Annotated in this window: 20 protein-coding genes; 14 read left to right on the forward strand and 6 right to left on the reverse strand. The window is 46.2% G+C overall.

Annotation, left to right across the window (positions count from 1 at the left end):
* The first annotated feature begins 69 nt into the window (after positions 1 to 69).
* The gene (gene envZ, locus ACM0P2_RS19230; RefSeq protein ID WP_159118604.1) at positions 70 to 1,404 is read left to right on the forward strand and encodes a two-component system sensor histidine kinase EnvZ; all 1,335 of its coding nucleotides are present in this window, start codon (positions 70 to 72) and stop codon (positions 1,402 to 1,404) included.
* Positions 1,405 to 1,440: 36 nt separating this feature from the next.
* Here the strand turns inward: envZ and ACM0P2_RS19235 are convergent, their stop codons facing one another.
* From ACM0P2_RS19235 to hslR, 5 genes are all read right to left on the reverse strand, one after another.
* Entirely contained in the window at positions 1,441 to 2,619 is a 1,179-nt protein-coding gene (locus ACM0P2_RS19235) for an MFS transporter (protein WP_159118605.1), read from the reverse strand.
* Positions 2,620 to 2,756: 137 nt separating this feature from the next.
* On the reverse strand, positions 2,757 to 5,195 hold the full coding sequence (locus ACM0P2_RS19240; protein WP_419227030.1) for a TIM-barrel domain-containing protein: 2,439 nt from the start codon (positions 5,193 to 5,195) through the stop codon (positions 2,757 to 2,759).
* A 253-nt stretch (positions 5,196 to 5,448) separates the two neighbouring features.
* Positions 5,449 to 7,011 (reverse strand): phosphoenolpyruvate carboxykinase, encoded by a 1,563-nt coding sequence (locus ACM0P2_RS19245; protein ID WP_419227031.1) that lies wholly within the window; start codon positions 7,009 to 7,011, stop codon positions 5,449 to 5,451.
* A 475-nt stretch (positions 7,012 to 7,486) separates the two neighbouring features.
* Positions 7,487 to 8,386: an Hsp33 family molecular chaperone HslO gene (gene hslO / locus ACM0P2_RS19250; RefSeq protein WP_105932499.1), complete on the reverse strand. Its 900-nt coding sequence runs from the start codon at positions 8,384 to 8,386 to the stop codon at positions 7,487 to 7,489.
* Positions 8,387 to 8,409: 23 nt separating this feature from the next.
* Positions 8,410 to 8,814 carry a ribosome-associated heat shock protein Hsp15 gene (gene hslR, locus ACM0P2_RS19255; RefSeq protein WP_105932498.1) on the reverse strand — a complete coding sequence of 135 codons (405 nt, stop codon included), beginning with the start codon at positions 8,812 to 8,814 and terminating at the stop codon, positions 8,410 to 8,412.
* Positions 8,815 to 8,943: 129 nt separating this feature from the next.
* On the opposite strand from hslR, the gene gspC reads away from it, so the two are divergent.
* The 13 genes from gspC (at position 8,944) to ACM0P2_RS19320 (ending at position 21,940) form a co-directional block, all read left to right on the forward strand.
* Positions 8,944 to 9,861: a type II secretion system protein GspC gene (gene gspC / locus ACM0P2_RS19260; protein ID WP_419227032.1), complete on the forward strand. Its 918-nt coding sequence runs from the start codon at positions 8,944 to 8,946 to the stop codon at positions 9,859 to 9,861.
* Between the two features lie 103 nt (positions 9,862 to 9,964).
* A complete protein-coding gene (gene gspD / locus ACM0P2_RS19265) occupies positions 9,965 to 12,010 on the forward strand; it encodes a type II secretion system secretin GspD (RefSeq protein ID WP_159118610.1) in 2,046 nt (681 codons plus the stop codon).
* A gap of 1 nt (position 12,011) precedes the next feature.
* Positions 12,012 to 13,577, forward strand: a complete 1,566-nt coding sequence (gspE, locus tag ACM0P2_RS19270; RefSeq protein WP_419227033.1) for a type II secretion system ATPase GspE — start codon at positions 12,012 to 12,014, stop codon at positions 13,575 to 13,577.
* Positions 13,578 to 14,804 carry a type II secretion system inner membrane protein GspF gene (gene gspF, locus ACM0P2_RS19275; protein WP_159118612.1) on the forward strand — a complete coding sequence of 409 codons (1,227 nt, stop codon included), beginning with the start codon at positions 13,578 to 13,580 and terminating at the stop codon, positions 14,802 to 14,804. It begins immediately after the preceding gene.
* Positions 14,804 to 15,241, forward strand: a complete 438-nt coding sequence (gene gspG, locus ACM0P2_RS19280) for a type II secretion system major pseudopilin GspG (protein ID WP_012520130.1) — start codon at positions 14,804 to 14,806, stop codon at positions 15,239 to 15,241. Before gspF ends, gspG begins: the two co-directional genes overlap by 1 nt.
* Positions 15,242 to 15,246: 5 nt before the next feature.
* On the forward strand, positions 15,247 to 15,873 hold the full coding sequence (gspH, locus tag ACM0P2_RS19285; protein ID WP_173359235.1) for a type II secretion system minor pseudopilin GspH: 627 nt from the start codon (positions 15,247 to 15,249) through the stop codon (positions 15,871 to 15,873).
* A complete protein-coding gene (gene gspI, locus ACM0P2_RS19290; protein ID WP_419227034.1) occupies positions 15,870 to 16,280 on the forward strand; it encodes a type II secretion system minor pseudopilin GspI in 411 nt (136 codons plus the stop codon). The genes gspH and gspI overlap by 4 nt, the downstream gene beginning before the upstream one ends.
* A gap of 1 nt (position 16,281) precedes the next feature.
* A complete protein-coding gene (gspJ, locus tag ACM0P2_RS19295; protein ID WP_159118614.1) occupies positions 16,282 to 16,908 on the forward strand; it encodes a type II secretion system minor pseudopilin GspJ in 627 nt (208 codons plus the stop codon).
* Positions 16,909 to 16,940: 32 nt separating this feature from the next.
* Positions 16,941 to 17,984 (forward strand): type II secretion system minor pseudopilin GspK, encoded by a 1,044-nt coding sequence (gspK, locus tag ACM0P2_RS19300; protein WP_159118690.1) that lies wholly within the window; start codon positions 16,941 to 16,943, stop codon positions 17,982 to 17,984.
* Positions 17,984 to 19,183 (forward strand): type II secretion system protein GspL, encoded by a 1,200-nt coding sequence (gene gspL, locus ACM0P2_RS19305; protein ID WP_159118615.1) that lies wholly within the window; start codon positions 17,984 to 17,986, stop codon positions 19,181 to 19,183. Before gspK ends, gspL begins: the two co-directional genes overlap by 1 nt.
* Positions 19,180 to 19,659, forward strand: coding sequence for a type II secretion system protein GspM (gene gspM, locus ACM0P2_RS19310; protein WP_105932489.1), 480 nt, complete (start codon positions 19,180 to 19,182; stop codon positions 19,657 to 19,659). Before gspL ends, gspM begins: the two co-directional genes overlap by 4 nt.
* Positions 19,656 to 20,423: a type II secretion system protein N gene (locus tag ACM0P2_RS19315; protein WP_173359236.1), complete on the forward strand. Its 768-nt coding sequence runs from the start codon at positions 19,656 to 19,658 to the stop codon at positions 20,421 to 20,423. The genes gspM and ACM0P2_RS19315 overlap by 4 nt, the downstream gene beginning before the upstream one ends.
* Positions 20,424 to 20,506: 83 nt before the next feature.
* The gene (locus ACM0P2_RS19320) at positions 20,507 to 21,940 is read left to right on the forward strand and encodes a YdgA family protein (protein WP_419227035.1); all 1,434 of its coding nucleotides are present in this window, start codon (positions 20,507 to 20,509) and stop codon (positions 21,938 to 21,940) included.
* Positions 21,941 to 22,107: 167 nt separating this feature from the next.
* Here ACM0P2_RS19320 and ACM0P2_RS19325 read toward each other — a convergent pair whose 3' ends face one another.
* Positions 22,108 to 23,157, reverse strand: a complete 1,050-nt coding sequence (locus tag ACM0P2_RS19325; RefSeq protein ID WP_173359238.1) for an MBL fold metallo-hydrolase — start codon at positions 23,155 to 23,157, stop codon at positions 22,108 to 22,110.
* Positions 23,158 to 23,381: the final 224 nt, after the last annotated feature.

Consider the following 23,381-nt stretch of genomic DNA (forward strand, 5'->3'; position numbering starts at 1 on the left):
GACGTGTGATTGCGTGCGTGCATATAGCCATTGCAAACGCTGGCCCATGACTCAAAGCGGCGGTGTGTAATGCGTTTAATTCCTAAAAGTGCATTCGGCCAAACCGTCATGCTTATTGGCGTGCTGCTGCTTATTAACCAGATAGTGTCCTACATCTCGGTTACCTATTATTTTATCCAGCCAAGTTATCAGCAAATCAATAGCTTACTGGCAACGCAAGTTAAGTCCGTACTCGCTAACGACTTGCTAGTGACCAACCAAGAAACCCGTGATCGCTATTTTGAAAAAACGCAGGTACAAGTGTTCGATGAAAGCATAGCGAGAAGAAATGGTTTAGAGAGCGCTGTTTACTACAATTATATTTCGTCGCAAGTGAGCGAGCGGCTCAATCAACTTGCGGACGTACGTATCAGCACCACAGGGCAAGCCAGCGACGAAAATGCCCCCTACATTGTCTGGATATCGCTAAACCGTTATCCAGACACCTGGATTTCTATCCCCATTTCAGGGCTAAACGAAGCGAATATCTCCCCACTGACTATGTATCTTATGGTTATTGGCATATTGAGTGTGGCAGGCGGATGGTTGTTTGTAAGACGTATGACTCGCCCTTTATCTGCACTTCAAAAAGCGGCAATTTCTGTGGGTAAAGGTGAGCATCCAGCCCCTCTTCGCGAACAAGGCAGCACTGAAATGATTCAAGTGACTCGCGCCTTCAACCGAATGAATCAGGGCATTAAGCAGCTTGAGAATGACAGAAATATCATGACAGCAGGTATTTCCCACGACTTGCGCACGCCGCTCACTCGTATCCGCCTTGCCTCAGAAATGCTGCCCGAAGACCAAGATTGGATAAAAGACGGTATTGTGAACGACATAGAAGACATGAACGCTATTATCGATCAGTTCATTGATTATGCGCGTTACGATACCGAAGAAGCGACTCAAGAAACCGATTTAAACGCCATTATCGCAGAGCTTGTTCAAGCAAGGCACCTAGATGATAAGCATCATATTGAACTGAAACTAAATGCCATTCCTCCCTTGTCACTAAAACGCATTGCGATGAAGCGAGTGATTGATAACCTGATAGAAAATGCGTTTAAGTATGGCTCGGACAATATCGCTATCAGCAGCTTTTACAATCGCCATGAAAAACGCGTATATTGCAAGGTTCGAGATTTCGGCCCGGGCATTCCAGATGATCAATTAACATCGCTTTTCATGCCTTTCGCTCAAGGTGACAAAGCCAGAAATTCTTCTGGCTCTGGCTTAGGTCTCGCTATCATTAGGCGTATTGTTGAAGCCCATGATGGGGAAGTAACCTTGAGAAATCACCCTCAACAAGGCTTGGTTGCCGAGTTCTATCTGCCCTATTTGGCTGAACTGCCCGACAAAAAGTAGAGCGCTTAATACTCGCTTATTTAATGATAATAGATTTTAAGCGGGCCTATCGTGGTACTTAATTTTGCGGCTGTAGCCATACGAGGCTAGCCATAACAAACATCCACCAATAGGAATAACCCAGAACGCCGTGGTGAGCGGTACAAAATTCGCCCACAGCCCCGTTGAAAATGACGCTACCTGTACGCCGGTAGAGTTGCCAATAATAGCAATCCCGGACAGTACAGGGCCGTTATCACTGTCGATATTCATAGCGGCAGATAGCATTAGAGGAAACAGCCCGCCTAAGCCAAGCCCTAGTAGAAGATTACCCGCGCCAATGCCGTACATGCTAGGCATTAGCTTAAGAGCAAATACCCCTGCTAACGAGGCAGTCGCCATGAATACGATTAAGCGGTGCACAGAGACAAAGCGAAGCAAAAAAGGGAACGTTAAGCGACTTAATACCATGCCTGCGGTGAAGCAAGCCAGAAGGTTACGTGATTGCTCACCGGTGAATCCTAAACCATTTTGTGCGTAGCTAACAAACCAGTTGGCATTACCGAACTCTACTGCACCATAACCAAAAGAAAGCAGGGCCATAAAAATAAAAACCGGCTGTTTAATAATAACGCCAAATGCCAACGTCTTTTTCGGGGCCTTAGGCTGGCCTTTAAGCACCTTGGCCTGTGAGCGGGCGGCTATAAAAGTATAGCAAGCCAGTAGCACCATTACTCCAGCTAGAACCTGAATGGGAAGTCGCCAGTTTTGGTCGACCAGGTATAACAGCGTTACGAAAAATGAAGCAGCAAAGGTTCCAAGGCTAAACATGAAATCCATCAGTCCCATCATAGTGAAACGTTTTTCGGCATACATTCGGGCTATAAGCGTGTGCCCAATGGTAAAAATGGTCGAACTCACCACGCCAATAAGTACGGCAAGCACTAAAAACCATTGCCATGATGATAGAACCGACACCATCAGCAGAAGCACAGTGTTTATACTGAACAGGGTGGCTAAAAGAGGCATGTACTCGAAGCGACTGACATATTTACCGCCAATCACCGCACCTAACATCATGCCCACAGAGAAGAGGGAGAAAAGCGCACCACTGACTACCTCAGACATTTGAAGGTCGGCCGCTATATCAGGTAGCAGAATTCCCCATAGCAAAAATAATTTACCGATTAAGAAAAAACCGGCAAAGATAACAATAGTGGCGGGAAGTCGGCTCATTTAGGCTCCATGGTTGATATCAGTGCGAATACATCGGATATAGACGAAAGGGCACAGCGTAGAGGTGCGCCCTTAACCACAACGTGAACCCTTAGGGAAACTGACTTTTTATATAACCTCGTCAGTACCCTCTATTATCACATGATCAGTACCTCTACAGATTGCTGATAGTCGCATGAAAATGCAAGTGAAAGCGTTTTCCCTTTATCATCCCACGTTACCGGTACACTGTTACCATCAATTGAAACGCTTTGTGGTTTATCCCTCAAACCATGTATTACGTAGGTGATATTTCGTTGTTTGGGCATACCAATATAGCTGCCCTCGCTATCAAGCGTTAGGGTTAAAGCAGCGTTTTCATCTACAGACGAACGAACATGTAGCTTTGTGTACAAGCCTTTTTCAACAGACGCTGGATTTTTGCCATCATCCTCGTAATAAGTATATGAAGATGAATTTACTGAATTGTCATGCCAGTAATGCATTTCTATTTTACGTGTATCAAACTGCTCTGTGCGGCTAAGCCCTTTAGTCATTGGCATTAAGCTGCCCGCTTTTACCCACACAGGAAAGTTATCTTGGGTTAATGGGTAATCAACGGTTTGCTCTCCTTGGTAGCGCGTGTCAGAGAAAAAGTCGAACCACACGCCTTCGGGAAGGGCTGTTGACCACGCAACTTGGTTTGGGCTAGTAACAGGCGAAACTAACAGTGCATCACCCCACAAATAACTCTCTGTATTTTCAAACCAATCGCTTTCACCGTACTTCATGGCTAATGGACGCATTAAAGGCGTACCGTAAAGCGCATTTTCAAAGGCCAGTGAATAGTTATACGGCAGCATGTCGTAGCGAAGCTGGATAAACTTACGCGCAATCGACTTTACTGGGTCAGCATGGAAAATCGGCTCTGGCGCAATATTATCTTGAGCATGAGGCCTAAATACCGGTGAAAAAGTACCGAACTGAAGCCATCTTGTATAAAGCTCGGCATCAAAAATTTCACCTCCAGCAAACCCGCCTAAATCGGAATGGGTATAGGCCATTCCAAAAACACTCATTTGAAGTGCCAACTCTACCTGAGGCTTTAGCCCGCCCCAGCTTCGACTTACATCGCCCGTCCACGGCACCATACCGTATCGTTGACTGCCCAAAAATCCTGAACGCATGAGAACAAACGGGCGTGTATCAGGTTGAAGCTCGGTTAAATTTTTATACACGGTTTTCGCCCACTGATGACCATAACCGTTATGTACTTCAGCACCGCTCACCGTCTTATTACCTAGACCTGCGTTGCTCCAGGTGTGCTGAATATCATCAGGGTGAACCTCAGGCTCACCCAAGTCGCCCCACCAGCCAGCAACGCCCTGTGCGGCTAGCTTTTCATAATATTGCCAAAACCAGTCTTGGCCCGCTTCATTGAACACATCAACAAGGCCGGTATTGCCAAAGTAAAAGTCGAAGGTATAAGGCGTACCATTGTCGTTTTGAGCAAGAGCATTATTGGCAACGGCGCTTTCCCATTGCTTTGACGTTGTCAGAATAAACGGCTCTGTTATAAGCACGGTTTTTACGTCTTGATTGCGAAGTTCACTAATCATTTTCTCTGGCTCGGGAAACGTCTCACTGTCCCAATTCAAGTTACCCATATGGCCCTGAATGTCTTTACCAAACCAGTATAAATCCAGCACTACAGCGTCAACGGGAATATCTTGCGTATTAAAGGCATCGACTACGCTTATGACTTCATCTTGCGATTTATAACCGAAACGAGACGCGAAGTTACCCAGCAGCCAGCGCGGAGGTAGAGGCTGTTTGCCCGTTACCGCAACAGTAGATTGCACAGTGTCAGCTAAGCTTTCACCTAATACCATGATGTAGCTGGCACGACCACCCTGTGCACTAAATAAAAGTTCATCAGGTGTGCTGCTGCCTATATCAAGCTGACCGGAGGCAGTGTTATCAAAAAGCACGCTGTAGTGTTTAGAAGACATCACCGCGGATAAGCCAAAATACATCTGATTCGATGAGGTGGTGTAACCATAATGGGCCTTGTTATAAAGCGGCATAGTGTTACCACGACGATCCATACCCAACACACGCTGCCCACCGCCATAGAGCTTTTCGTTTTCATCTAGCGCAAACGACAGGCTAACGCCGTTACTGGAAATACTTAGTCCACCTTGCTCTTTCGCGACAATTTTGCCGTTAATAGAATAGCTGATAGCGTGCGTCGCCTTATCAACATGCGCTGCAATATTATTGAGTTTTAAGATTAGGGTCGTCGCAGTTTCAACTAGCTCTACATCATTAGCTTTTTTGTTTGTAACATCAGTCAACGCGGGCTCGGGAAGCGCCATAGACGGTAGATTTGCGTAAGGAGTGCCATTATCATCAGTAAGATACGTTACTTGAAAGCCACTATCGTGCAACGCGCTTATCGTGAAGTCATTGGTATCCGTATCAATATTTAGCGTTGCTTTTTCGAGTGTCGCTGTTTGAACTTCGGCTACCGTATTTACCGAGAAAAATGCCAAACCAGCACATGCAAGTGCTATACGCTGTTTCCTGTCTATCATGCTCAAAACCTTCTTTATGCTTCATAGCGAAGCGCACCTAATTAGCGAACCGCGCTTAATTAACGAAGCGCGCTTAATTAAAGCCTACTTGTGTACGGTGAATGATAGCTAGTGCATTGCTCAACTTAAATAAACATACGTATTCATAATGTTAAATTTGTTAACAACAATACAAAAAAAGCCCGCAACAGGGTGCGGGCAAAACATCAATCACGTTGAGTGTGATGAACGTTGGGAAGGGGCGGACCGAGTATTAGTTACCCGGCCCGGCTTTAACGATAGCGTCGCTAACGTCGTATTTTTCAAAGTTCTGTTTAAAGTCGTTAACTAAGTTAGCGGCGTATTCGTTGTACTTCTCTTTGTCTGCCCACGTGTTTTGAGGCACAAGCAAATTGCTGTCTACACCGTCTATTGCCACTGGCACATCTAGGTTTAACGCGTCAATGTGCTGGGTTTCAACATCGGCCAAGTTACCCGATACAATGGCATCAATGATGGCGCGCGTAGTAGGGATATCAAAACGGTTACCTGTGCCGTAAGGGCCACCAGTCCAACCGGTATTAACTAAGTAAACCTTTGCACCAAACGCTTTCACGCGCTTAATCAGAAGTTCTGCATATACGCCTGCTGGACGCGGGAAGAAAGGCGCACCAAAACAGGTTGAGAAGGTTGATTCGATATCGCTAGTAGAACCAATTTCAGTAGAGCCTACTTTCGCTGTGTAACCACTTAGGAAGTGATACGCCGCAGCTTCTTCAGTAAGTACAGAAACAGGAGGCAATACGCCACTTACGTCACATGTTAGAAATACCACTGAGCGAGGTTCGCCGCCACGGTTTTCAGCAACGCGCTTTTCGATATGAGAAAGCGGGTAGGCCGCACGTGAGTTTTGAGTTAGCGACGTGTCGGTATAATCTGGCGTGCGTGTTTCATCAAGCACTACGTTTTCTAGGATGGTACCAAACTTAATGGCATTCCAAATTACTGGCTCGTTCTTTTGAGAAAGATCGATACATTTAGCGTAACAACCGCCTTCGATATTAAATACGCTACCTGGTGCCCAGCCGTGCTCGTCATCACCAATCAAGAAACGCTTAGGATCGGCTGAAAGCGTAGTTTTACCTGTGCCTGAAAGGCCAAAGAACAAGGTCACATCGCCTTCTTCGCCCACGTTGGCAGAGCAGTGCATAGGTAGCACATCTTTTGCTGGAAGCAGGAAGTTTTGCACTGAGAACATGGCTTTTTTCATTTCACCTGCGTAACGCATGCCCGCAAGCAATACACGCTTTTTAGCGAAATTAATGATAACTGTGCCGTCGCTGTTTGTACCGTCACGCTCTGGTTCGCAAGTGAAACCAGGAACGTTTAAGATTTGCCAAGGCTGGTCGCTTTTCACGTTCCACTGTTCTGGAATAATAAATAGATTACGAGCAAACACGTGCTGCCAAGCAGTTTGCGTTCTTACTTCAAGAGATAACGCGTGCTCAGGGTCTGAACCCACCTGAAGGTGTGAAAGAAAGTGTTCTTGGGTAGAAAGATAAGCCTCTACTCTGTCCCACAGCGCATCGAACTTGTCAGCATCAAAAGGCTTGTTTACCTTGCCCCAATCGATATCGTTTTCGGTCGTTGGCTCTTTCACGATAAAACGATCGTTTGGAGAGCGACCAGTACGTTTGCCGGTTTCGACGACAAGGGCGCCGTTTTTATCTAATACACCTTCGCCGCGCAATACAGCGCGTTCGATAAGTTCTGCGTTAGGCAGATCAGTGAGTGGCGTTACTTTCAGTTCCGTTTGAATTGAGGCTGCTGCGGTCATGGCTGTTACCCTATATGTAATTTTTCAAAAGCACTTTCAAAAAAGTATCACCTCTTCGATTGTAATGTAAACAAGGCCTAACGCGCATTTTTAAAAAGTATAATCACTATATTCGGCATGCCATTTTCACAAATATTGTAAATTAATTACAGGAAAAGCGTTTTCCTTCGGTATATATGCGATATTTGTGGTTAAGAGCACGTGATTGATCGATGAATTTCAAAATAAAAAGAAATAAAAAACGAAGAAAGTATTTTTAAAAACTTTCAAATATTTGAAATCCTATGAAATGACATTGAGAGACGATAAGGGGAACCATTACCGCTGGTTAATTTTTAACCATGAGTTAAGTATTGTTTCGCCTCTTATCTTGTAAATTAGGTTTGCGAAGAAATTCTAAAGTGAAATAAAAAAGCACCTAGTGAATTAGGTGCTTCTGGCGTGTTCTTTTTGCCACCGCTTAAACAGTTAAGGTTTACTGGTTAGATGATGACACATCAAAATTACCGCTATGAATGGCTTCAACGTCGATACTGTCAAAACTGTATTCAGTATGGCAGTACTGACAATTCATTTTTATCGCCCCTTCTTCAGCGATAATTGCGTGAAGCTCAGACTTTTCCACATGACGGAGCGCCTCTGCGCTGCGCTCTTTTGAACACGAGCACGCAAACGTAACGTCTTTTGCTGGATACACTTCCACGTCTTCCTGATGGTAAAGACGATATAAAATGTCTTCAACTGATAAAGAAAACATCTCTTCTTTTGTGAGTGTTTGAGTAAGTTTAGAGATATGAGCAAACTCATTCGCTTGCGACACATCGGTAGCGCTAGCATCGGTAGGCAGTACCTGAAGAAGCACGCCTGACGCTTTTGCGTTTTTAGGGTCGCTCATATCCGTCATAAGGTGAACGCTGGTCGCGAGTTGCTCAGACTGAGCAAAATAGCCTTCAATACATTCAGCAAGAGAAGGCTTGTCTAGCGCTACAACACCCTGATAGCGTTCGCCTTCATCTGGTGTAATGGTAATAACTAGTACTGCCTGCGACAAAAGTTCTGAAAAGGTTTCAGGCAAACTTTCCAACGTTTCATCCCAACGTGCTACGCCGCGAAGCGTTTGTTCATGAGTAGCGTTTAACACCGCATAGCTCACAGGCCCCTTGCTTTGAATTTGCAGTGAAATTTCACCTTTGAACTTTAGGGTTGCCGTTAACAATGATGTTGCCGCTGCCATTTCACTTAGCAAAGTTTGAATTTGGACAGGGTACTCATAGCTGTGCACAATTTGCTTTAAGCTCTCGTCAAGGCGCACTAACTCGCCACGAACGTTAGCTTGCGTAAATAAGAAGCGGTGTAATTGATCGAAATCGCTCATAAATAATCCTGTTGAGCAGCGCATTATTGCTGCTTGAATTTAATAATCTGTCGTCGCTGCTTTTTGTCAGGCCTATGATCTGGTTTAGGACTGTGAAATGCATTCATTTTACGGGCAGCTTGGTTTTCTTCACGTTTTGTTACACTTTCGTCAGTTTCTTCAAAAAGTGTTTGTGCAAGAGGCGCGCTCAAGCGCTTATCACTTAAGCCTAGCACCTTAATTTCACGAATATCCCATCCGGCGGGAACTTTAATCGTGGCGCCAAGCTCTACATGCTTACCAGGTTTGGCTCGTTGCCCGTTGTACTGGACCTTTCCCGACTGCACCATGTCTCTGGCTACCGCACGGGTTTTAAAGAACCTTGCAGCCCATAGCCACTTGTCCAGCCTGACATTTTGTGTTGTATTGTTACTTTCCAATTGGCTCATGTAATAATTTCGTAATGGTGTAGCTTTAGTGTTGTGACCCTCACCTTTACTAGGCTATTATGGGTTTGCTAAAGCACGGTTAACCAAAAATTCACTATATTATAATAAAGCAGTACCATCAGTGGCAGCATGACATTCAATAAACCCAATCCACATTCTCTGGTTGTTTATCTAAACCAGCACCAAAAACAGCTACATACAATAGTAGTGGTTCTGCTTAGCCTGTATTTAATTGCTTTTGCTGCCAAACTCGTGTGGCAAATTATACCCGAACCTCAATTATCTGCGACACCCACAGCAAGCCGAGCTCCGGTGATTTCTTCGTCATCTGGCAAAGGTGGGGTCAATATTACCAAAATACAACAGCTAAACTTATTTGGTAACGCGGCGGCTAAACCTGCCGAACCGGTTGCCGAAGTAACCGACGCGCCAGAAACACGACTAAACTTAACCCTTACTGGTGTGGTCGCAAGCTCAGAGCAAGAAGCGGGTACCGCTATTATAGAAAACCGCGGCAGCCAAGCTGTTTATGGGCTGGGCGAAAAAATTGAGGGCACTAATGCCACGCTCCAAAAAGTGTATAACGACCGCGTAATCATCAAAAACGGGGCGAGAAACGAAACCTTGATGCTTGACGGCATTGATTATGAAGAAGCAAACCGACGCCGTGAAGCGCAGGCAAGAAACCGACCAGCGCCAGAAGACGACGAAGATGCAGAGGTTGAGTTGAGTGACGAGGCGCTAGAGGCAACTGCTGCACTTAGAGAGCGCCCTGCAAGCTTCACTGATTTCATTTCAATATCGCCGAAAACGGAAGAAGGCCAGCTTATCGGTTATCAGGTAAGCCCCGGAAAAGAGCCTGAGTTATTTAAGTCAGCGGGCCTTCAGGCAGGCGATGTTATTACCCAAATTAATGGGCTAGACCTTACCGACTTGCAACAATCGCAAGAGGCACTGTCTGAGCTACGCAATGCACAAAATATAGAATTAACGATTATTCGAGATGGCAGCTTAACCACGCTATATCTAGATTTACCCGAGGCGTAACAACAACTAAAACGGTAACGACTCGTCCTTATTAGATTAGGCATGCACTGACTATTACGAAGCCATTAAGCCATCGACAGGTTAGGAAATGAAGGAAGTTAGAATGAAAAGGCGCACTAGCCATAAACTATTATCTCGCTTAGGCACAGCCATGTGTACAGCGCTTCTGTGTTTCTCGGTGACGGCCGCTGAGTACATGCCTAATTTCAAAGATACCGATATCAATGAGTTTATTAATATTGTTGGTAAAAATCTTGAGCGCACCATTATTGTCGACCCTAACGTACGTGGAAAAATAAGCGTACGCAGCTATGACATGCTCAATGAAGATCAGTATTACCAATTTTTCCTTAACGTACTCCAAGTTTACGATTTCGCCGTTGTAGAAATGCCAAGCGGTATTTTAAAAGTTGTGCGTTCTAAAGACGCGAAAACCTCAAACATTCCGGTTGTGGAAGGTGCAGAGCAAGACGGTGATGAGTTTATTACCCGCGTAGTTCCTGTATATAACGTACCGGTACGTGAACTTGCTCCAATTTTACGGCAGTTGAATGATCAAGCGGGCGGCGGTAACGTGGTAAGCCACGACCCATCAAACGTGATGATGCTGACAGGCCGCGCTGCGGTGGTTAACCGCTTGGTAGAGATCATTGAACGTGTAGACCGCGCTGGTGACGAAGAAGTTGAAATTGTAAAGCTGCGTTATGCTTCTGCATCAGAAATGGTGCGCATTATCGACAGCATCAACAAGTCTCAGGGCAAAGCAAATACAGGTGGTAAGTCTGAGCCGCGCGCGGTTGCAGACGACAGAACAAACTCTGTCATTGTAAGTGGCGATGTTAAAGCACGTCAGCGTCTTATTAACCTTATTCAGCGCATGGACCAAGAACTTGAGTCTAATGGCAACACTCGCGTTATGTTTTTAAATTACGCAAAAGCGGAAGACTTAGTTAAAGTCTTACAGGGCGTTTCAGCCAGTATTCAGGCAGAAGAGCAAGGCAGTACCAGCACAAACCGCCGTGCGGGCTCAAATCGCGAAATTAGTATTGATGCACATGAAGATTCGAACGCTATCGTTATCACTGCAGAGCCCGATATGATGCGCTCGTTGGAAGAAGTGGTACGACAGCTTGATATTCGTCGCGCGCAGGTGCAGGTTGAAGCCATTATTGTTGAAGTCTTTGAAGGCGACGGCGCAACCTTAGGTGTACAGTGGGTCTCAGAAGAGGGTGGCGGCACACAATTTAATAACGGCGTTATAGGTGTTGGGTCGTTGGCGGTTGCACTACGTCAAGCCGAAGACCGAGAAACCACGCAAACGAATATCACAGCCAACGGCGAAGTAGTAGAGACCACAGACACAATTGAAGGTGATTTTACCGCGCTTGCCAGCTTGCTTGGTGGCGCTAACGGCATGATAGCTGGCGTTATTGAAAACGGCTGGGGCGCAGTGGTTCAAGCGGTAAGCACGGATACCAACTCTAATATTCTTGCCACGCCACACCTAACCACCATGGACAACGAAGAAGCGTTTTTCATCGTAGGTCAGGAAGTACCTATTATCACGGGCACAACAACCGGTGCGAATAACTCGAACCCGTTCCAAACGGTTGATCGTCAAGAAGTGGGTATCAAACTGAAGGTGACGCCGCAAATTAATGAAGGCGATGCAGTACAGCTTCTTATCGAACAAGAAGTGTCGAGCGTGAGCGGTGCAACCTCGGTAGATATCTCAATTAACAAGCGTGAAATCAAAACCACAGTAATTGTCGATGACGGCGGTACTATCGTTCTTGGCGGCCTTATAGATGAAGACGTTCAGGAAAGCGTATCTAAAGTACCGCTGCTTGGTGATATTCCTATTCTTGGTCACCTGTTTAAGAGCACATCAACAAGTAAGCGCAAGCGCAACCTAATGGTCTTCTTAAAGCCCACAATTGTTCGAGATGGTGCGACCATGAATGCCATTAGTCATCGCAAGTACAACTATATCCGTGCGCTTCAACTTAAGCGTCAGCAGGATGGTGTATCTTTGATGCCGTCAGCCGAAACACCAAGTATGCCTCAATGGGATGACGAACTTTCTCTACCGCCGTCGTTTGAAGAGTACCTCACTGAAAAAGAGAAGCTAAAAGAAGGTAACGAGTAGAATGGCTGGGCAGGACGAACAACTTACTCAAGCATTAGAGGCGCAAGAAGAAGCCTTGGAAGCCATGGGTGAAGACGCGGGTTTACCTGAAGCTGAGGCTGGCCCTAGGCAGCTTTCATTTAGTTTTGCCAAGCGCAACCAGGTGTTACTTGAAACCAATGAAACCCCTGCTGTGCTCTACTTTACCGAAAACACACCTTTTGATGTGTTTGCAGAAGTTCGCCGTTTCTACGGCGAGCCTTTTGTGCCAAAAACCATACCCGCTGATGAATTTGAAAGCCTTCTGACTAGCGCGTTTCAACGTGACAGTTCAGCGGCGAAACAGCTTATGGAAGATCTTGGTAACGAAAGCGACTTGTTTGCGTTAGCTGAAGACCTCCCAGACACTGAAGACCTGTTAGATAGTGAAGATGACGCCCCAATTATCAAGCTTATTAATGCCATGCTTGGTGAAGCGATTAAAGAAGGTGCGTCAGACATCCACATTGAAACCTTTGAAAACCAGCTTGTGGTTCGCTTTCGTGTAGACGGTGTATTGCGAGAAATTCTGCGCCCTAACCGCAAGCTTTCTTCCATGTTGGTATCGCGCATTAAAGTAATGGCGAAGTTAGACATTGCTGAAAAACGGGTTCCGCAAGATGGTCGTATAACGCTGCGTATTGCTGGGCGAGCAGTAGATGTGCGTGTTTCTACCATGCCATCGAGTCATGGCGAGCGTGTCGTACTGCGTCTTCTGGATAAAAATAATGCCCGCCTGAATCTAGAAGATTTGGGCATGACGCTGCAAAATCGCAATCACTTTTCCACCCTTATTCGCAAGCCTCATGGCATTATTTTGGTTACCGGGCCCACAGGTTCAGGTAAAAGTACTACCTTGTACGCTGGGCTTTCTGAAATAAACTCGCGAGACAGAAATATTCTAACCGTTGAAGATCCGATTGAATTCGACCTCCCAGGCATTGGCCAAACCCAAGTCAATCCGCGCGTTGATATGACGTTTGCCCGCGGCCTTCGCGCTATTTTGCGCCAAGACCCAGACGTGGTAATGGTCGGTGAGATCCGAGATATCGAAACAGCACAAATCGCCGTTCAAGCCAGTTTAACCGGTCACTTGGTACTTTCTACTCTGCATACCAATACCGCTGCCGGCGCCATAACGCGTCTAGAAGATATGGGCATTGAGCCTTTCTTGTTGTCTTCAAGTTTATTAGCGGTATTGTCACAGCGCTTGGTGCGAACTTTGTGTCCGGAATGTAAGAAGCCTCATACACCGGATGCCTCAGAACAAGAAGTTTTGGGACAAGAGGCCACCAGCAGCACAACGATTTACAAGCCTCACGGCTGCGCCGCCTGTAATCAAACCGGCTATCGCGGTCGTACTGGTATCCACGAGCTATTGTTAGTAGACGAGAAAGTGCGTGAAATGATGCACGAAGGTGTCGGTGAACAAGCCATTGAACGCTACATCCGAACGTCCACACCAAGCATTCGTGAAGACGGCTGCCGCAAAGTTCTTTTGGGTGTTACCTCACTTGAAGAAGTGCTTCGAGTTACGAGGGAAGACTAAATGGCGGCCTTCGCTTATAAGGCGGTTAATGCCCGCGGTAAAAATACAAACGGCGTACTTGAAGGTGATAATGCCCGTCAGGTGCGTCAACAGCTGCGCGAAAAGGGTTTAATCCCTTTAGAAGTCGAGCAAGTTGCCGAGCGCACACAAAGCGAAGGCAAAGGGCTTTCATTTTCTCTGTTTAAACCTCGTATTTCAGCTTCCGATTTAGCGCTACTTACTCGGCAAATGGCTACCCTTGTAGAATCGGCTCTTCCTGTCGAAGAGGCGCTGCTAGCGGTAGCAGAACAATGCGAAAAGCCTCGTCAGAAAAACATGATGATGGCGGTGCGCAGTAAAGTCGTCGAAGGTCACGGGCTTGCCGATGCATTAGGTCAGTTTCCAAGTGTATTCGACGAGCTTTACCGCGCAATGGTAGCTGCAGGTGAAAAGTCAGGCCACCTTGATACAGTACTTAATCGTTTAGCCGACTATACCGAACGTAGACAGCAAACCCGTAGCCAAATAACACAGGCGATGGTTTACCCGTTGTTAATGCTGTTTTTTGCGATGGGGATCGTGATACTGCTGTTAACCGTGGTTGTGCCTAAAATTGTGGGTCAATTCGACCACATGGGGCAAGACCTGCCGGGCATCACCCAGTTTCTCATATCTGTAAGCACATGGCTTCAGAACTACGGCTTATTTATGCTAATCGGCATAGGCGTGCTTATCGTTATCATTCAGCGCGTATTGCAGCAAAAGCTTATGAAACTGCGCTATCACAAAGCGCTATTAACGCTGCCGTTGATAGGCCGAGTATCGAGAGGCTTGAACACAGCACGATTTGCTCGCACCTTGAGTATATTGAGCGCCAGCGCTGTTCCTTTGCTTGAAGCGATGCGAATCTCTGGCGATGTGCTTGAAAATCAACATATTAAGAACCAAGTGGCCGACGCAGCCATTAACGTGAAAGAAGGTAGCAGCTTACGTGCAGCGCTGGACAATACAAAAATGTTTCCACCCATGATGATGCATATGATTGCATCAGGTGAAAAGTCGGGCGAGCTTCAGCAAATGCTAGCTCGAGCCGCAGATAATCAAGATAGGGAATTTGAAGCGCTTATTGGTGTCTCACTTAAGGTATTTGAACCCTTACTTATCGTATCGATGGCAGGCATTGTTCTGTTTATCGTTATGGCAATATTGCAGCCAATTTTAGCATTGAACAACATGGTGAATATTTAATGAAAACACTTAATCGCAGTTCTGGTTTCAGTTTGATTGAAGTCATGGTCGTACTTCTGATCATCGGTATTATGGCCTCTATGGTAGCGCCTCAGATTTTAGGTAACCAAGAAGAAGCGCAGCTTAAAAAGGCTGCTGTCGATATTCAACAAATGGAAAGCGCACTTGAGATGTACAAGCTGCGTAACAATCGCTTCCCAACCACCGAACAAGGTTTAGATGCGCTAGTTACCGCGCCTACGATTGATCCTATTCCTCGTAACTACCCTGAAGGTGGTTTTATTAAGCGCCTGCCTGAAGATCCGTGGGGCAATCCATACGCGCTTATCAGCCCAGGAGAGCTAGGCGTAGTTGATATTTTCTCAAACGGTCCAGACGGTGAACCAGGTACTGATGATGACATCGGTAACTGGAACATTAACGAATACCTGAACTAGCCTTTATGCGCTACCGCAGCAGTACATCGTTTAATGACGCAGGCTTTACCCTATTGGAAGTCATGCTTGTACTGCTGCTTATGGGCTTGGCAGCCGGGTACGTTATGTTCAACGCCTTCGGCGCAAGCAAGGCTGATTTATTAAAAAGCCAAGCACAGCGTCTGCAAGTTATCGTCGATATGGCTAGCGACTTTGCCGTGCTGAATCAGCAGCAGCTTGGCGTGCGCTTCGAAGCTGATAAAAACCAGTATTACTTTGTTTACTTGGATGACGATGATGAATGGCAGCGTATCGAGGGTGAAAAAACCTATGAGCCCTATACTTTGCCCGAACCATTTACTTTCACATTAAATTTAGACGACCTACCTTGGGATGTTGAAGACCGGCTATTTGACAGAGACATCTTTGACGAAAATTTAAGTGTTGCTAACGAGGGCGTTGAGATAGGTAAGGAAGAAGAGAAAAAGCTACCTCCCCCGCAAATACTTATCATGTCGAGCGGCGAAATCACGCCATTTACCTTATCGTTTAATTATGAAGGCGATGACGGCGACGACCCTGTCTATTACAGCGTGCAAAACCAAGATCTACCACCTTTGGTACTTGAAGGACCGGCGGAGCGCCCACTATGAACGCGCCCACTTCAAACGTGTCTAGTGCACTTCGTCACCAACGCGGATTAACCCTACTTGAAGTCATGGTGGCCCTGCTTATTTTCGCGCTCACAGGTACGGCAGTACTCAAAGCGGCAGGAGAGCATCTCTCGAGCGTAGGTCAAATTGAAGCTGTCACGTTTGCCAACTGGGTGGCGAGTAACCGCCTGAATCAGCTTCAGCTAGATACTACATGGCCACCCAAAAACAATTTAAAAGGCACCATGGAAATGGCCGACCGTACTTGGTATTGGCAACAAACGGTAGCCAAAACAAATGATAACGACTTACGGGCCGTTACTGTTTCTGTAGGTGAAGACGAAAGCTACGGTAGCTCGGTCACTTCCGTCACCACATTTGTGGCTAAGCCAACGGCGGACAATTAGTATGCAGCGCGGCTTTACGCTTATAGAAATATTGATCGCCATGGCCATTTTCACGCTCATTGGCCTTGCGTCTACCGGTTTGCTCACTACGGTTATTGACAGTAACGATATTTCAGAAGAGCGCTTTGCAAAGCTTCAACTATTGCAGCGCGCGATGATCACAATTGAGCGAGATCTGCAGCAAGCCGTACCTCGAGCAGCTCGGGTGAACGGTGAAAAGCAAGATGTTGTGATGGCCGGTGGCGAGGTTGATAATAGTGACGATGACGGCGTCGGCTTCGTGCGGGGAGGCTGGCACAACCCTCAGCTTATGCTGCCACGAAGTACGCTTCAATATGTTGCCTACCGCCTTAATGAAAACAGGCTAGAACGGTTATACAGCAACTATGTTGATAACGTCATTGGCTATGAGCCGAAGGTACGCGTACTGTTAGAGGACATAGAAAGTCTTAAGATAGAGTTTCTTGCTACATCTAGTAACGAATCCTTAGACGAAGATGAAGACCTTTCTTGGAATGAAAGTTATAAAGGAACCGCGCTTCCTCGCGCCGTGGCAATAGAGTTTGTCAGTAAAGACTTCGGAAAAATTCGCAGAGAATTCACCTTGACCACAGGGGGAGCGTCATGAAGAAGATTCACATGGCTTCATTCCGCCATCCCATGCCTAAAAGTGTCAACCGCAAAGCGGTTGTTAGTGCTTTTCGCTCGCCGCCAAGTAAGCAGAAAGGCGTGGCGCTGATGATTGTGCTTATGATCGTTGCACTAGTGGCAGTACTCGCTACTGAAATGGGCACACGCTTACAACTTCAGGTTCAGCGCACAATGAACCTAAAAGATAATAACCAAGCCTATTGGTACGCCATGGGCGCAGAAGCTTTTGCACGAAAATCTATTCAGTCGTTAATGAAGGAAAGTGAAGAGGTTATTTCCATTGACCAACCCTGGGCGCAAGAATTTACATATCCGTTGGAAAACGGTGGCCTCACCGCTAACTTAGAAGATTTGCAGGCGTGCTTCAATCTTAACGCTATTGTTTCTGGTAGCGCGTCAGGAAACACAAATAGTAACGGCTCCAGTAACACCACCGAAGCTATGGAAGCCTTCCACACTATGCTGCTATCGCTTAGCGTAGATGGGCTAGATAACTTTACAGCAGATACACTTCGAGACAGTTTGGCCGACTGGGTAGATGAGGATGACAGTATGCGACCTTACGGTGCTGAAGATAGTGAATACGAGTCCAGAGAGTTTCCTTATCTTGCCGCTAACGGGCCGCTGGCATCGAAAAGTGAATTGCGTATTATTAACGGTGCATCGCCAGAATGGCTCGATGAAGTGTTACCTTTGGTTTGCGTTATACCGGATTACAATGAGTTGAAAATTAACGTCAATACGTTAGAAGAAGAAGATGCGCCATTATTAGCAGGATTGACGGGGCTAGATATGCAACAAGCCGCCAGTTTGATAAGCAGCCGCCCGCAAAACGGATGGGACGATACCAATGCTTTTTTAAGCGAGCCTTCTATTCAAGCGCTTAATTTGACAAGTACTCGACAAGCATGGTTTTCAGTTAAAACCGAATATTTTATGTTGCACACAAAAACACAGTACAACAAAGCAACCTTTAAGCTTTCCACCGTGTTTCACGCCAGCGCCGATAGTGGCGTACGTGTAGTGAACCGCGAGTTTGGGGGAACCTATTAATGGAACAATTACTGGTGCGTTTAGGCGCCAACCACACCGACCCGATAAGCTGGCTCGTTTATTCGAAAACAGAAGATGAAATCATTGCTTCTGGCGAACTTCCCAATGCAGAAGACCTATCTACGCTCACTGAACGCGCTGGCCAGCGAGGCGTTATTGCATTAGCGCCTAGTAGCGACATCTTGCTCAAGTGGGTTGAGCTTCCGCCGAAAGCGGGCCGTAAAATCATTTCTGCTATTCCGTTTATGCTTGAAGACGAGCTTGCAACCGACATAAGCCAACAGTTTTTTGCCATTGGCCCAAGGCGAGTCGACAGGCAAGCGGTAGCGGTGGTCAGTCATGAAAAAATGCAAATGTGGCAATCATGGCTAAGCGAAGCAGGTCTATTTTGCGACACCATTATTCCTGACGTCCTTGCCGTTCCAGTGACGCAAGACGGATGGTCAGTATTAACTCTTGGGGAACAACTTTTAGTACGCCAAGATACCTTTAAAGGTGTGCAGGGCGAACAAGCATGGTTATTGCCAACGCTTATCCACTTTACCGCTCAGCAAGACAGTCCTGTGGTAATTACTAATTACGCCGGCATAGATTTGAGCAGCTTGCCAAATATTGAAGAAGCACAAGCGCCGCTAGAACTACCTATGCAGGTTTTGGCTAAAGAAGCAATGCAAAGTAGCTTTAACCTGTGCCAAGGCGAGTACAAGATTAAACGCAAGCGCAGCGGAGTATTAAGTCAGTGGCGAGTGGCGGCCGTTCTTGCTGTGCTGGCCTTATGTACCAGCCTGATTGACAAAGGCGTTTCTCTCTACCATCTTAAAGCGCAAAATCAGGCGCTAAGCAGCGAAATCAATGCGGCGGTAAAAGCAGGGTTCCCCAATATTGGTACCTATCGCAACGTGAAGTTAAAGCTTCAAAGTGAATTAGCTAAGTTAGAACAAGGTGGCGGCGATGCCTCAATGCTCGTTATGCTCGATCAGCTAGCGCCTGCGTTTTCAGCCACTAATGTGAAGCCGCAAACACTGAGGTTCGACGCGGCGCGCACTGAAATTCGCATTCAGGCTCAAGGTAAAAACTTTGAAGCGCTAGAACAATTTAAACGTACCGCAGAAAACGCGGGGTTTGTAGTTGAACAAGGTGCTATAAACAATCGAGACGATGGTGTTGTCGGAACTGTGTCGGTAAGGAGTACCTTATGAACGCACTTTTAGAAAAGTATAAAGCGCTGACTGAACGCGAGCAGAAGCTTGTGTTAATTTCAGCGGTTATGATTGTGATAGCGCTATTTTATTTTGTAATTTGGTCTCCGCTTAACGCCGCATTAGACAAGCAAAAGCAACTGCTTGATAACCAGCAATCCTTATTGGTTTGGGTAAAAGACAGTGCGGCAAGAGCACAGCAGTTGCGCCGCGTAAGTGGCGGTAAGCGCGCCTTTTCTGGTTCATTACCACAAGCGGTAAACCGCACTACTGCACAGCACGACATTGCCATTTCACGTATGCAGCCACAGGGCGACGAGCTGCAAGTATGGGTCGATCAAGCCCCATTCAACAGTGTTCTAGATTGGCTTAAGGCCATGGAAAACATGGGAGTGGTTATCCTTCAAGCCGATATTGCCGAGGCCGATGCGCCAGGCTATATCAAAATTCGCCGACTACAGTTAGGTAAAGCATGAAGTCGAAAGTTAGTTGGATTATAGGCGGCGTTATCGCCTTCTTATTGTTTGCTGTAGCCTACATGCCTGCTACTCAGGTAATAGGCCGCGTATCGTTGCCGAGTAATATTGAAATTAGTGGCGTAACCGGCACTCTGTTTTCAGGCAAAGCGCAAACTGTGGTAGCCAATGGCTTAGCAATTTATAACGTTAGATGGGAACTAAGCCCTCTGCACATGTTGGTGGGGAAAATTAAATTAGATCTCAAAGCGGGAAACATTCGCGATAAAAACGAGGTAGCGTTTGAAGGGCCTGTTACAACAGGCCTGTTAAGCCAGAATACGGTAAGCACCGAGAATTTCACTCTTTATCTACCAGTAGACAGGGTGATTGCTCAAGTTCGCTTGCCGTTACCAGTAAACGCTGGTGGACGCTTTAAAGTAACGCTGGACGATTTAACGTTCGGTCCCACGTGTCGGTCGTTAAGCGGCTCTGGAGACTGGCTAAATGCGACAGTAGCGGGAACCCAAGGGCCTATTGATTTTGGCACCTACTCTGCGAAACTGCGCTGCGAGGGCGAGCATATTGGTATAACGGTGAGCGAGCCTAATCTACTTAATTTGTCTATGGATGCCATTATTCCCACCAGCATGAAGAATATTCGTGTTAGTGGTAAATTTAAACCAGATGAAAGCTTACCTGATGAGGTACAGCAGGCATCCCGTTTATTTGGCGCACCTAACAACAACGGCTACATTGCTATACAGCTTCCCCCCGCTCAATAGTGATAGTAACTACAGCAACGTATACGTCTTGGTATCGACCTATCAGGGCCAACTGGAACACACACTCAACAAAGGATTGTAAAATGAACAAACCTCTTCTAGCCGGCGTCGGCGCCACATTAGTTGCGCTCGGCGTTGCCCCTTATTTCATTGGAAATAGCGTACAAGACAACGTCATGTTAGCTATCGACGAAATAAATCAGCAGGCAATGTATTCTGCCAACGTTCTGTCTTATAAAAAGGGCTGGTTTTCTACCACCGCTGAAATAAAGCTCGCCGTTGATTTTCAAGCATTGATAAATGCGCAGAATGCTGCGCCTAGTGAAATGGCTTTTGAAGAAAACCCCAGTGTTGTTGCAACGCTTGTTGCACATCACGGACCAGTCTATTTTGGCGACGGCGTTGGTCTAGGCCGCATCCAATACTCCGCCTCTGTTGATGGCGATGAACTAAGAGAGTACGTACAGTGGGACGGTCAAAAACCAATTTATCAAAATGACGGGGTAGTGGGCTTATTCGGTGGCTTGCACTACGCAGATGTTATTCCTGCCCTTAGCGCAACCAGTGAAGAAGAGGGTTTCACCCTGCTATTCTCGGGTTACAAAGGCGAAGCCGAGCCCGAAGGTAGTGAGACGGTATATACCTCTTTTGGTGAATCACTTAGCATTAATGCTGATGATGTTTCAATGACATTGTCTAATCTATCAATGGACGTAAGCTATCACGGCAGTATTGTAGAAGCGTTAAAAGGCGACCTGTTTGAGTCCAAAGTAAAAGCGCTTATTGAAAGCATGGAAATCACTGGTATAGAACCAGGCACAAAAGTTCAGTTAGACAACATCGCACTTATTACAGATACCAATGTAAACGAAGATGAAAATACTGCTGATGTGTATGTGGAGTATGGGATTGATAAAGTCGTTGGCCCTGAGATTGAGGCCACCGATATGGTGCTTGGTGTTGCTATCAATAATCTAGACATAGATTTCATCAAAGCCTATCAAGAATTCAGCAATACCTCATTGCTTTTGCCTGCTGAAGAAGTACCAGCCAAAATGATGGAGTTTGTCGAAGCAAACTTACTCCCCCAACTTAAAGCTGAGCCTGAATTAAACATAACAAAACTGAAAGCAACATTACCAGAAGGGTCATTTAATGCTCATGCTAGTACGAAGTTAGTTGGCATTGATGCGCTGCCAGGCACCATGGAAGATGTAGCTTACTGGGTAACCCATTTGCTAGCAGACGCACAAATTACTGCCGACAAAGCCTTTGCAGAGAGCATGGCATCTGGCTACATGATGGGCCAGCTTTTAGCCACGCCACAGGCGCAGAACATGACAGAAGAAGAACTTCAAGCTGCGGTAGACCAGCAAACACCCATGATGTTGAGTACATTTGCGCAACAGGGTTTAATAAAAGAAACTGAGAGTGGTTATGAAACTAAAATAACGTTAAAAAATGGAGAAGCCAGCGTAAACGGGACACCTATTCCGCTGCCTTTTGCCCCGCAGTAACATATTAGCAACAGAATCAAATAAAAAATGCAGAGCCGCATGCTCTGCATTTTTATTTGTCGCGACAGTATTAGCCTTATACCAATCCGCATAGATAATTGCCCACTCAGAAGGCAGTGGCAAGTTTCCTAGCGAGGGGTAACGCCCGCGAGTTACCTTTGTAGCCCTCACTCGTCAAGCGTAATATTCATTAAATCCTGAGCCGCATACACACGACCGGGGGCAATGACCGTCATCGCCTCAGTGAGTGCATCGATACCAGGTTCACTTCGTTGCATAAAGTGCGACAATACTATTCGCTTAGCTTCAGAGCGCTTTGCAATGTCTATGAGTTGAGTAGGCGTCATGTGAAGATTTTTTGCTGCTTGAGGAGCAGAATCGTCAATTGCGTTATGCAGCACAAGCAGGTCAGCGTTTTTCGCAAACTTTGCAAGGTGGCCCTCTTCATCGTTAGTGTCTCCCGAAAACACGAGCTCACAGCCTTTTGCATTTACTTTCCAAGCAAGCGCTGGAATGGGACCATGATTTACCGCAATGGCTTCAATACTAGCCTCATTATCAATCTTGTGGTCGAAAGGCGTCTCAAGAAACGCATTATTGACAGATTTTGGCAAAATAGCGTAGTCGTCTTGCCCTTTAACGGTGTAAGAAGATAGATAGCTAAAGGCGCCTTCTTTTCCCAATAATGAGTCGATGTAATCCTCGGTTGATGGCATAACGTCGTTTCCATCAGGCCCTATTACTAATAAATCGGTATTTCGGTCTGTGAAGTACCCCCCTTTGATAAAGCTAGGCAAATCCGCCGCATGATCAGTATGTAAATGAGAAAGCAAGATGGCATTCAGCGTTTCAAATTGAGCGCCAGAAGCACCAAACTGCACGCTACTTCCGCTTCCCGCATCAATCAAAACCCGCGCCTTTTCGTCTATCCAAATAAGATAAGCGCTAGAGCTTCGGCCGTCATCGAGTTCGGGGCCGCCAGAGCCTAATACTTGAAGCGATACGTCTTTACACAAACGCGGGGATACCTCAGCGCTCGTCGTATTATTGGCATTGTTACGCTCTTCATGCGAAGCAGAGTTTGCGTGGGCAACAGATGGAAGTGGAAGGGAGAGCACGACCGCAGTTAAAAAAGTACGTAACGCGAAACGGCGAATAACCGGTCGATTATTCAAACCAACACTCAATGTCTCTTTTTGTCTAGTTAGAGCCTTCATCACATTCTCCTTGTTTTGACGCCCAATTCTTTATACACAATTGTTTTACGAAAGGACCGTCACAGTAATGAAATTAATTCAGCAAGATCAGAACAATTGCCTGAATTGCCATAAAGGGTAAAAAGATGAGCCGATTACACCAAGCATCGCCCAGAAATGTATGATGAAAGACGCGCTTAATGATAACTGCAAAAATGAGGGGGCTAGCCTTTGCATTTTAGACA

It is taken from the genome of Alteromonas sp. OM2203, from assembly GCF_048517045.1.
GTDB lineage: Bacteria > Pseudomonadota > Gammaproteobacteria > Enterobacterales > Alteromonadaceae > Alteromonas > Alteromonas gracilis.

What these genes read in the sequence shown, in the direction of transcription:
- ACM0P2_RS19240 (WP_419227030.1), bottom strand. Translation starts at nt 5,195, where the DNA reads ATGATAGACAGGAAACAGCGTATAGCACTTGCATGTGCTGGTTTGGCA.
- gspK (WP_159118690.1), top strand. Translation starts at nt 16,941, where the DNA reads ATGCCTAAAAGTGTCAACCGCAAAGCGGTTGTTAGTGCTTTTCGCTCG.
- envZ (WP_159118604.1), top strand. Translation starts at nt 70, where the DNA reads ATGCGTTTAATTCCTAAAAGTGCATTCGGCCAAACCGTCATGCTTATT.
- gspJ (WP_159118614.1), top strand. Translation starts at nt 16,282, where the DNA reads ATGCAGCGCGGCTTTACGCTTATAGAAATATTGATCGCCATGGCCATT.
- gspH (WP_173359235.1), top strand. Translation starts at nt 15,247, where the DNA reads ATGCGCTACCGCAGCAGTACATCGTTTAATGACGCAGGCTTTACCCTA.
- gspC (WP_419227032.1), top strand. Translation starts at nt 8,944, where the DNA reads ATGACATTCAATAAACCCAATCCACATTCTCTGGTTGTTTATCTAAAC.
- gspG (WP_012520130.1), top strand. Translation starts at nt 14,804, where the DNA reads ATGAAAACACTTAATCGCAGTTCTGGTTTCAGTTTGATTGAAGTCATG.
- gspL (WP_159118615.1), top strand. Translation starts at nt 17,984, where the DNA reads ATGGAACAATTACTGGTGCGTTTAGGCGCCAACCACACCGACCCGATA.
- gspD (WP_159118610.1), top strand. Translation starts at nt 9,965, where the DNA reads ATGAAAAGGCGCACTAGCCATAAACTATTATCTCGCTTAGGCACAGCC.
- gspF (WP_159118612.1), top strand. Translation starts at nt 13,578, where the DNA reads ATGGCGGCCTTCGCTTATAAGGCGGTTAATGCCCGCGGTAAAAATACA.
- hslO (WP_105932499.1), bottom strand. Translation starts at nt 8,386, where the DNA reads ATGAGCGATTTCGATCAATTACACCGCTTCTTATTTACGCAAGCTAAC.
- ACM0P2_RS19325 (WP_173359238.1), bottom strand. Translation starts at nt 23,157, where the DNA reads ATGAAGGCTCTAACTAGACAAAAAGAGACATTGAGTGTTGGTTTGAAT.
- gspI (WP_419227034.1), top strand. Translation starts at nt 15,870, where the DNA reads ATGAACGCGCCCACTTCAAACGTGTCTAGTGCACTTCGTCACCAACGC.
- ACM0P2_RS19315 (WP_173359236.1), top strand. Translation starts at nt 19,656, where the DNA reads ATGAAGTCGAAAGTTAGTTGGATTATAGGCGGCGTTATCGCCTTCTTA.
- ACM0P2_RS19235 (WP_159118605.1), bottom strand. Translation starts at nt 2,619, where the DNA reads ATGAGCCGACTTCCCGCCACTATTGTTATCTTTGCCGGTTTTTTCTTA.
- ACM0P2_RS19320 (WP_419227035.1), top strand. Translation starts at nt 20,507, where the DNA reads ATGAACAAACCTCTTCTAGCCGGCGTCGGCGCCACATTAGTTGCGCTC.
- gspE (WP_419227033.1), top strand. Translation starts at nt 12,012, where the DNA reads ATGGCTGGGCAGGACGAACAACTTACTCAAGCATTAGAGGCGCAAGAA.
- gspM (WP_105932489.1), top strand. Translation starts at nt 19,180, where the DNA reads ATGAACGCACTTTTAGAAAAGTATAAAGCGCTGACTGAACGCGAGCAG.
- hslR (WP_105932498.1), bottom strand. Translation starts at nt 8,814, where the DNA reads ATGAGCCAATTGGAAAGTAACAATACAACACAAAATGTCAGGCTGGAC.
- ACM0P2_RS19245 (WP_419227031.1), bottom strand. Translation starts at nt 7,011, where the DNA reads ATGACCGCAGCAGCCTCAATTCAAACGGAACTGAAAGTAACGCCACTC.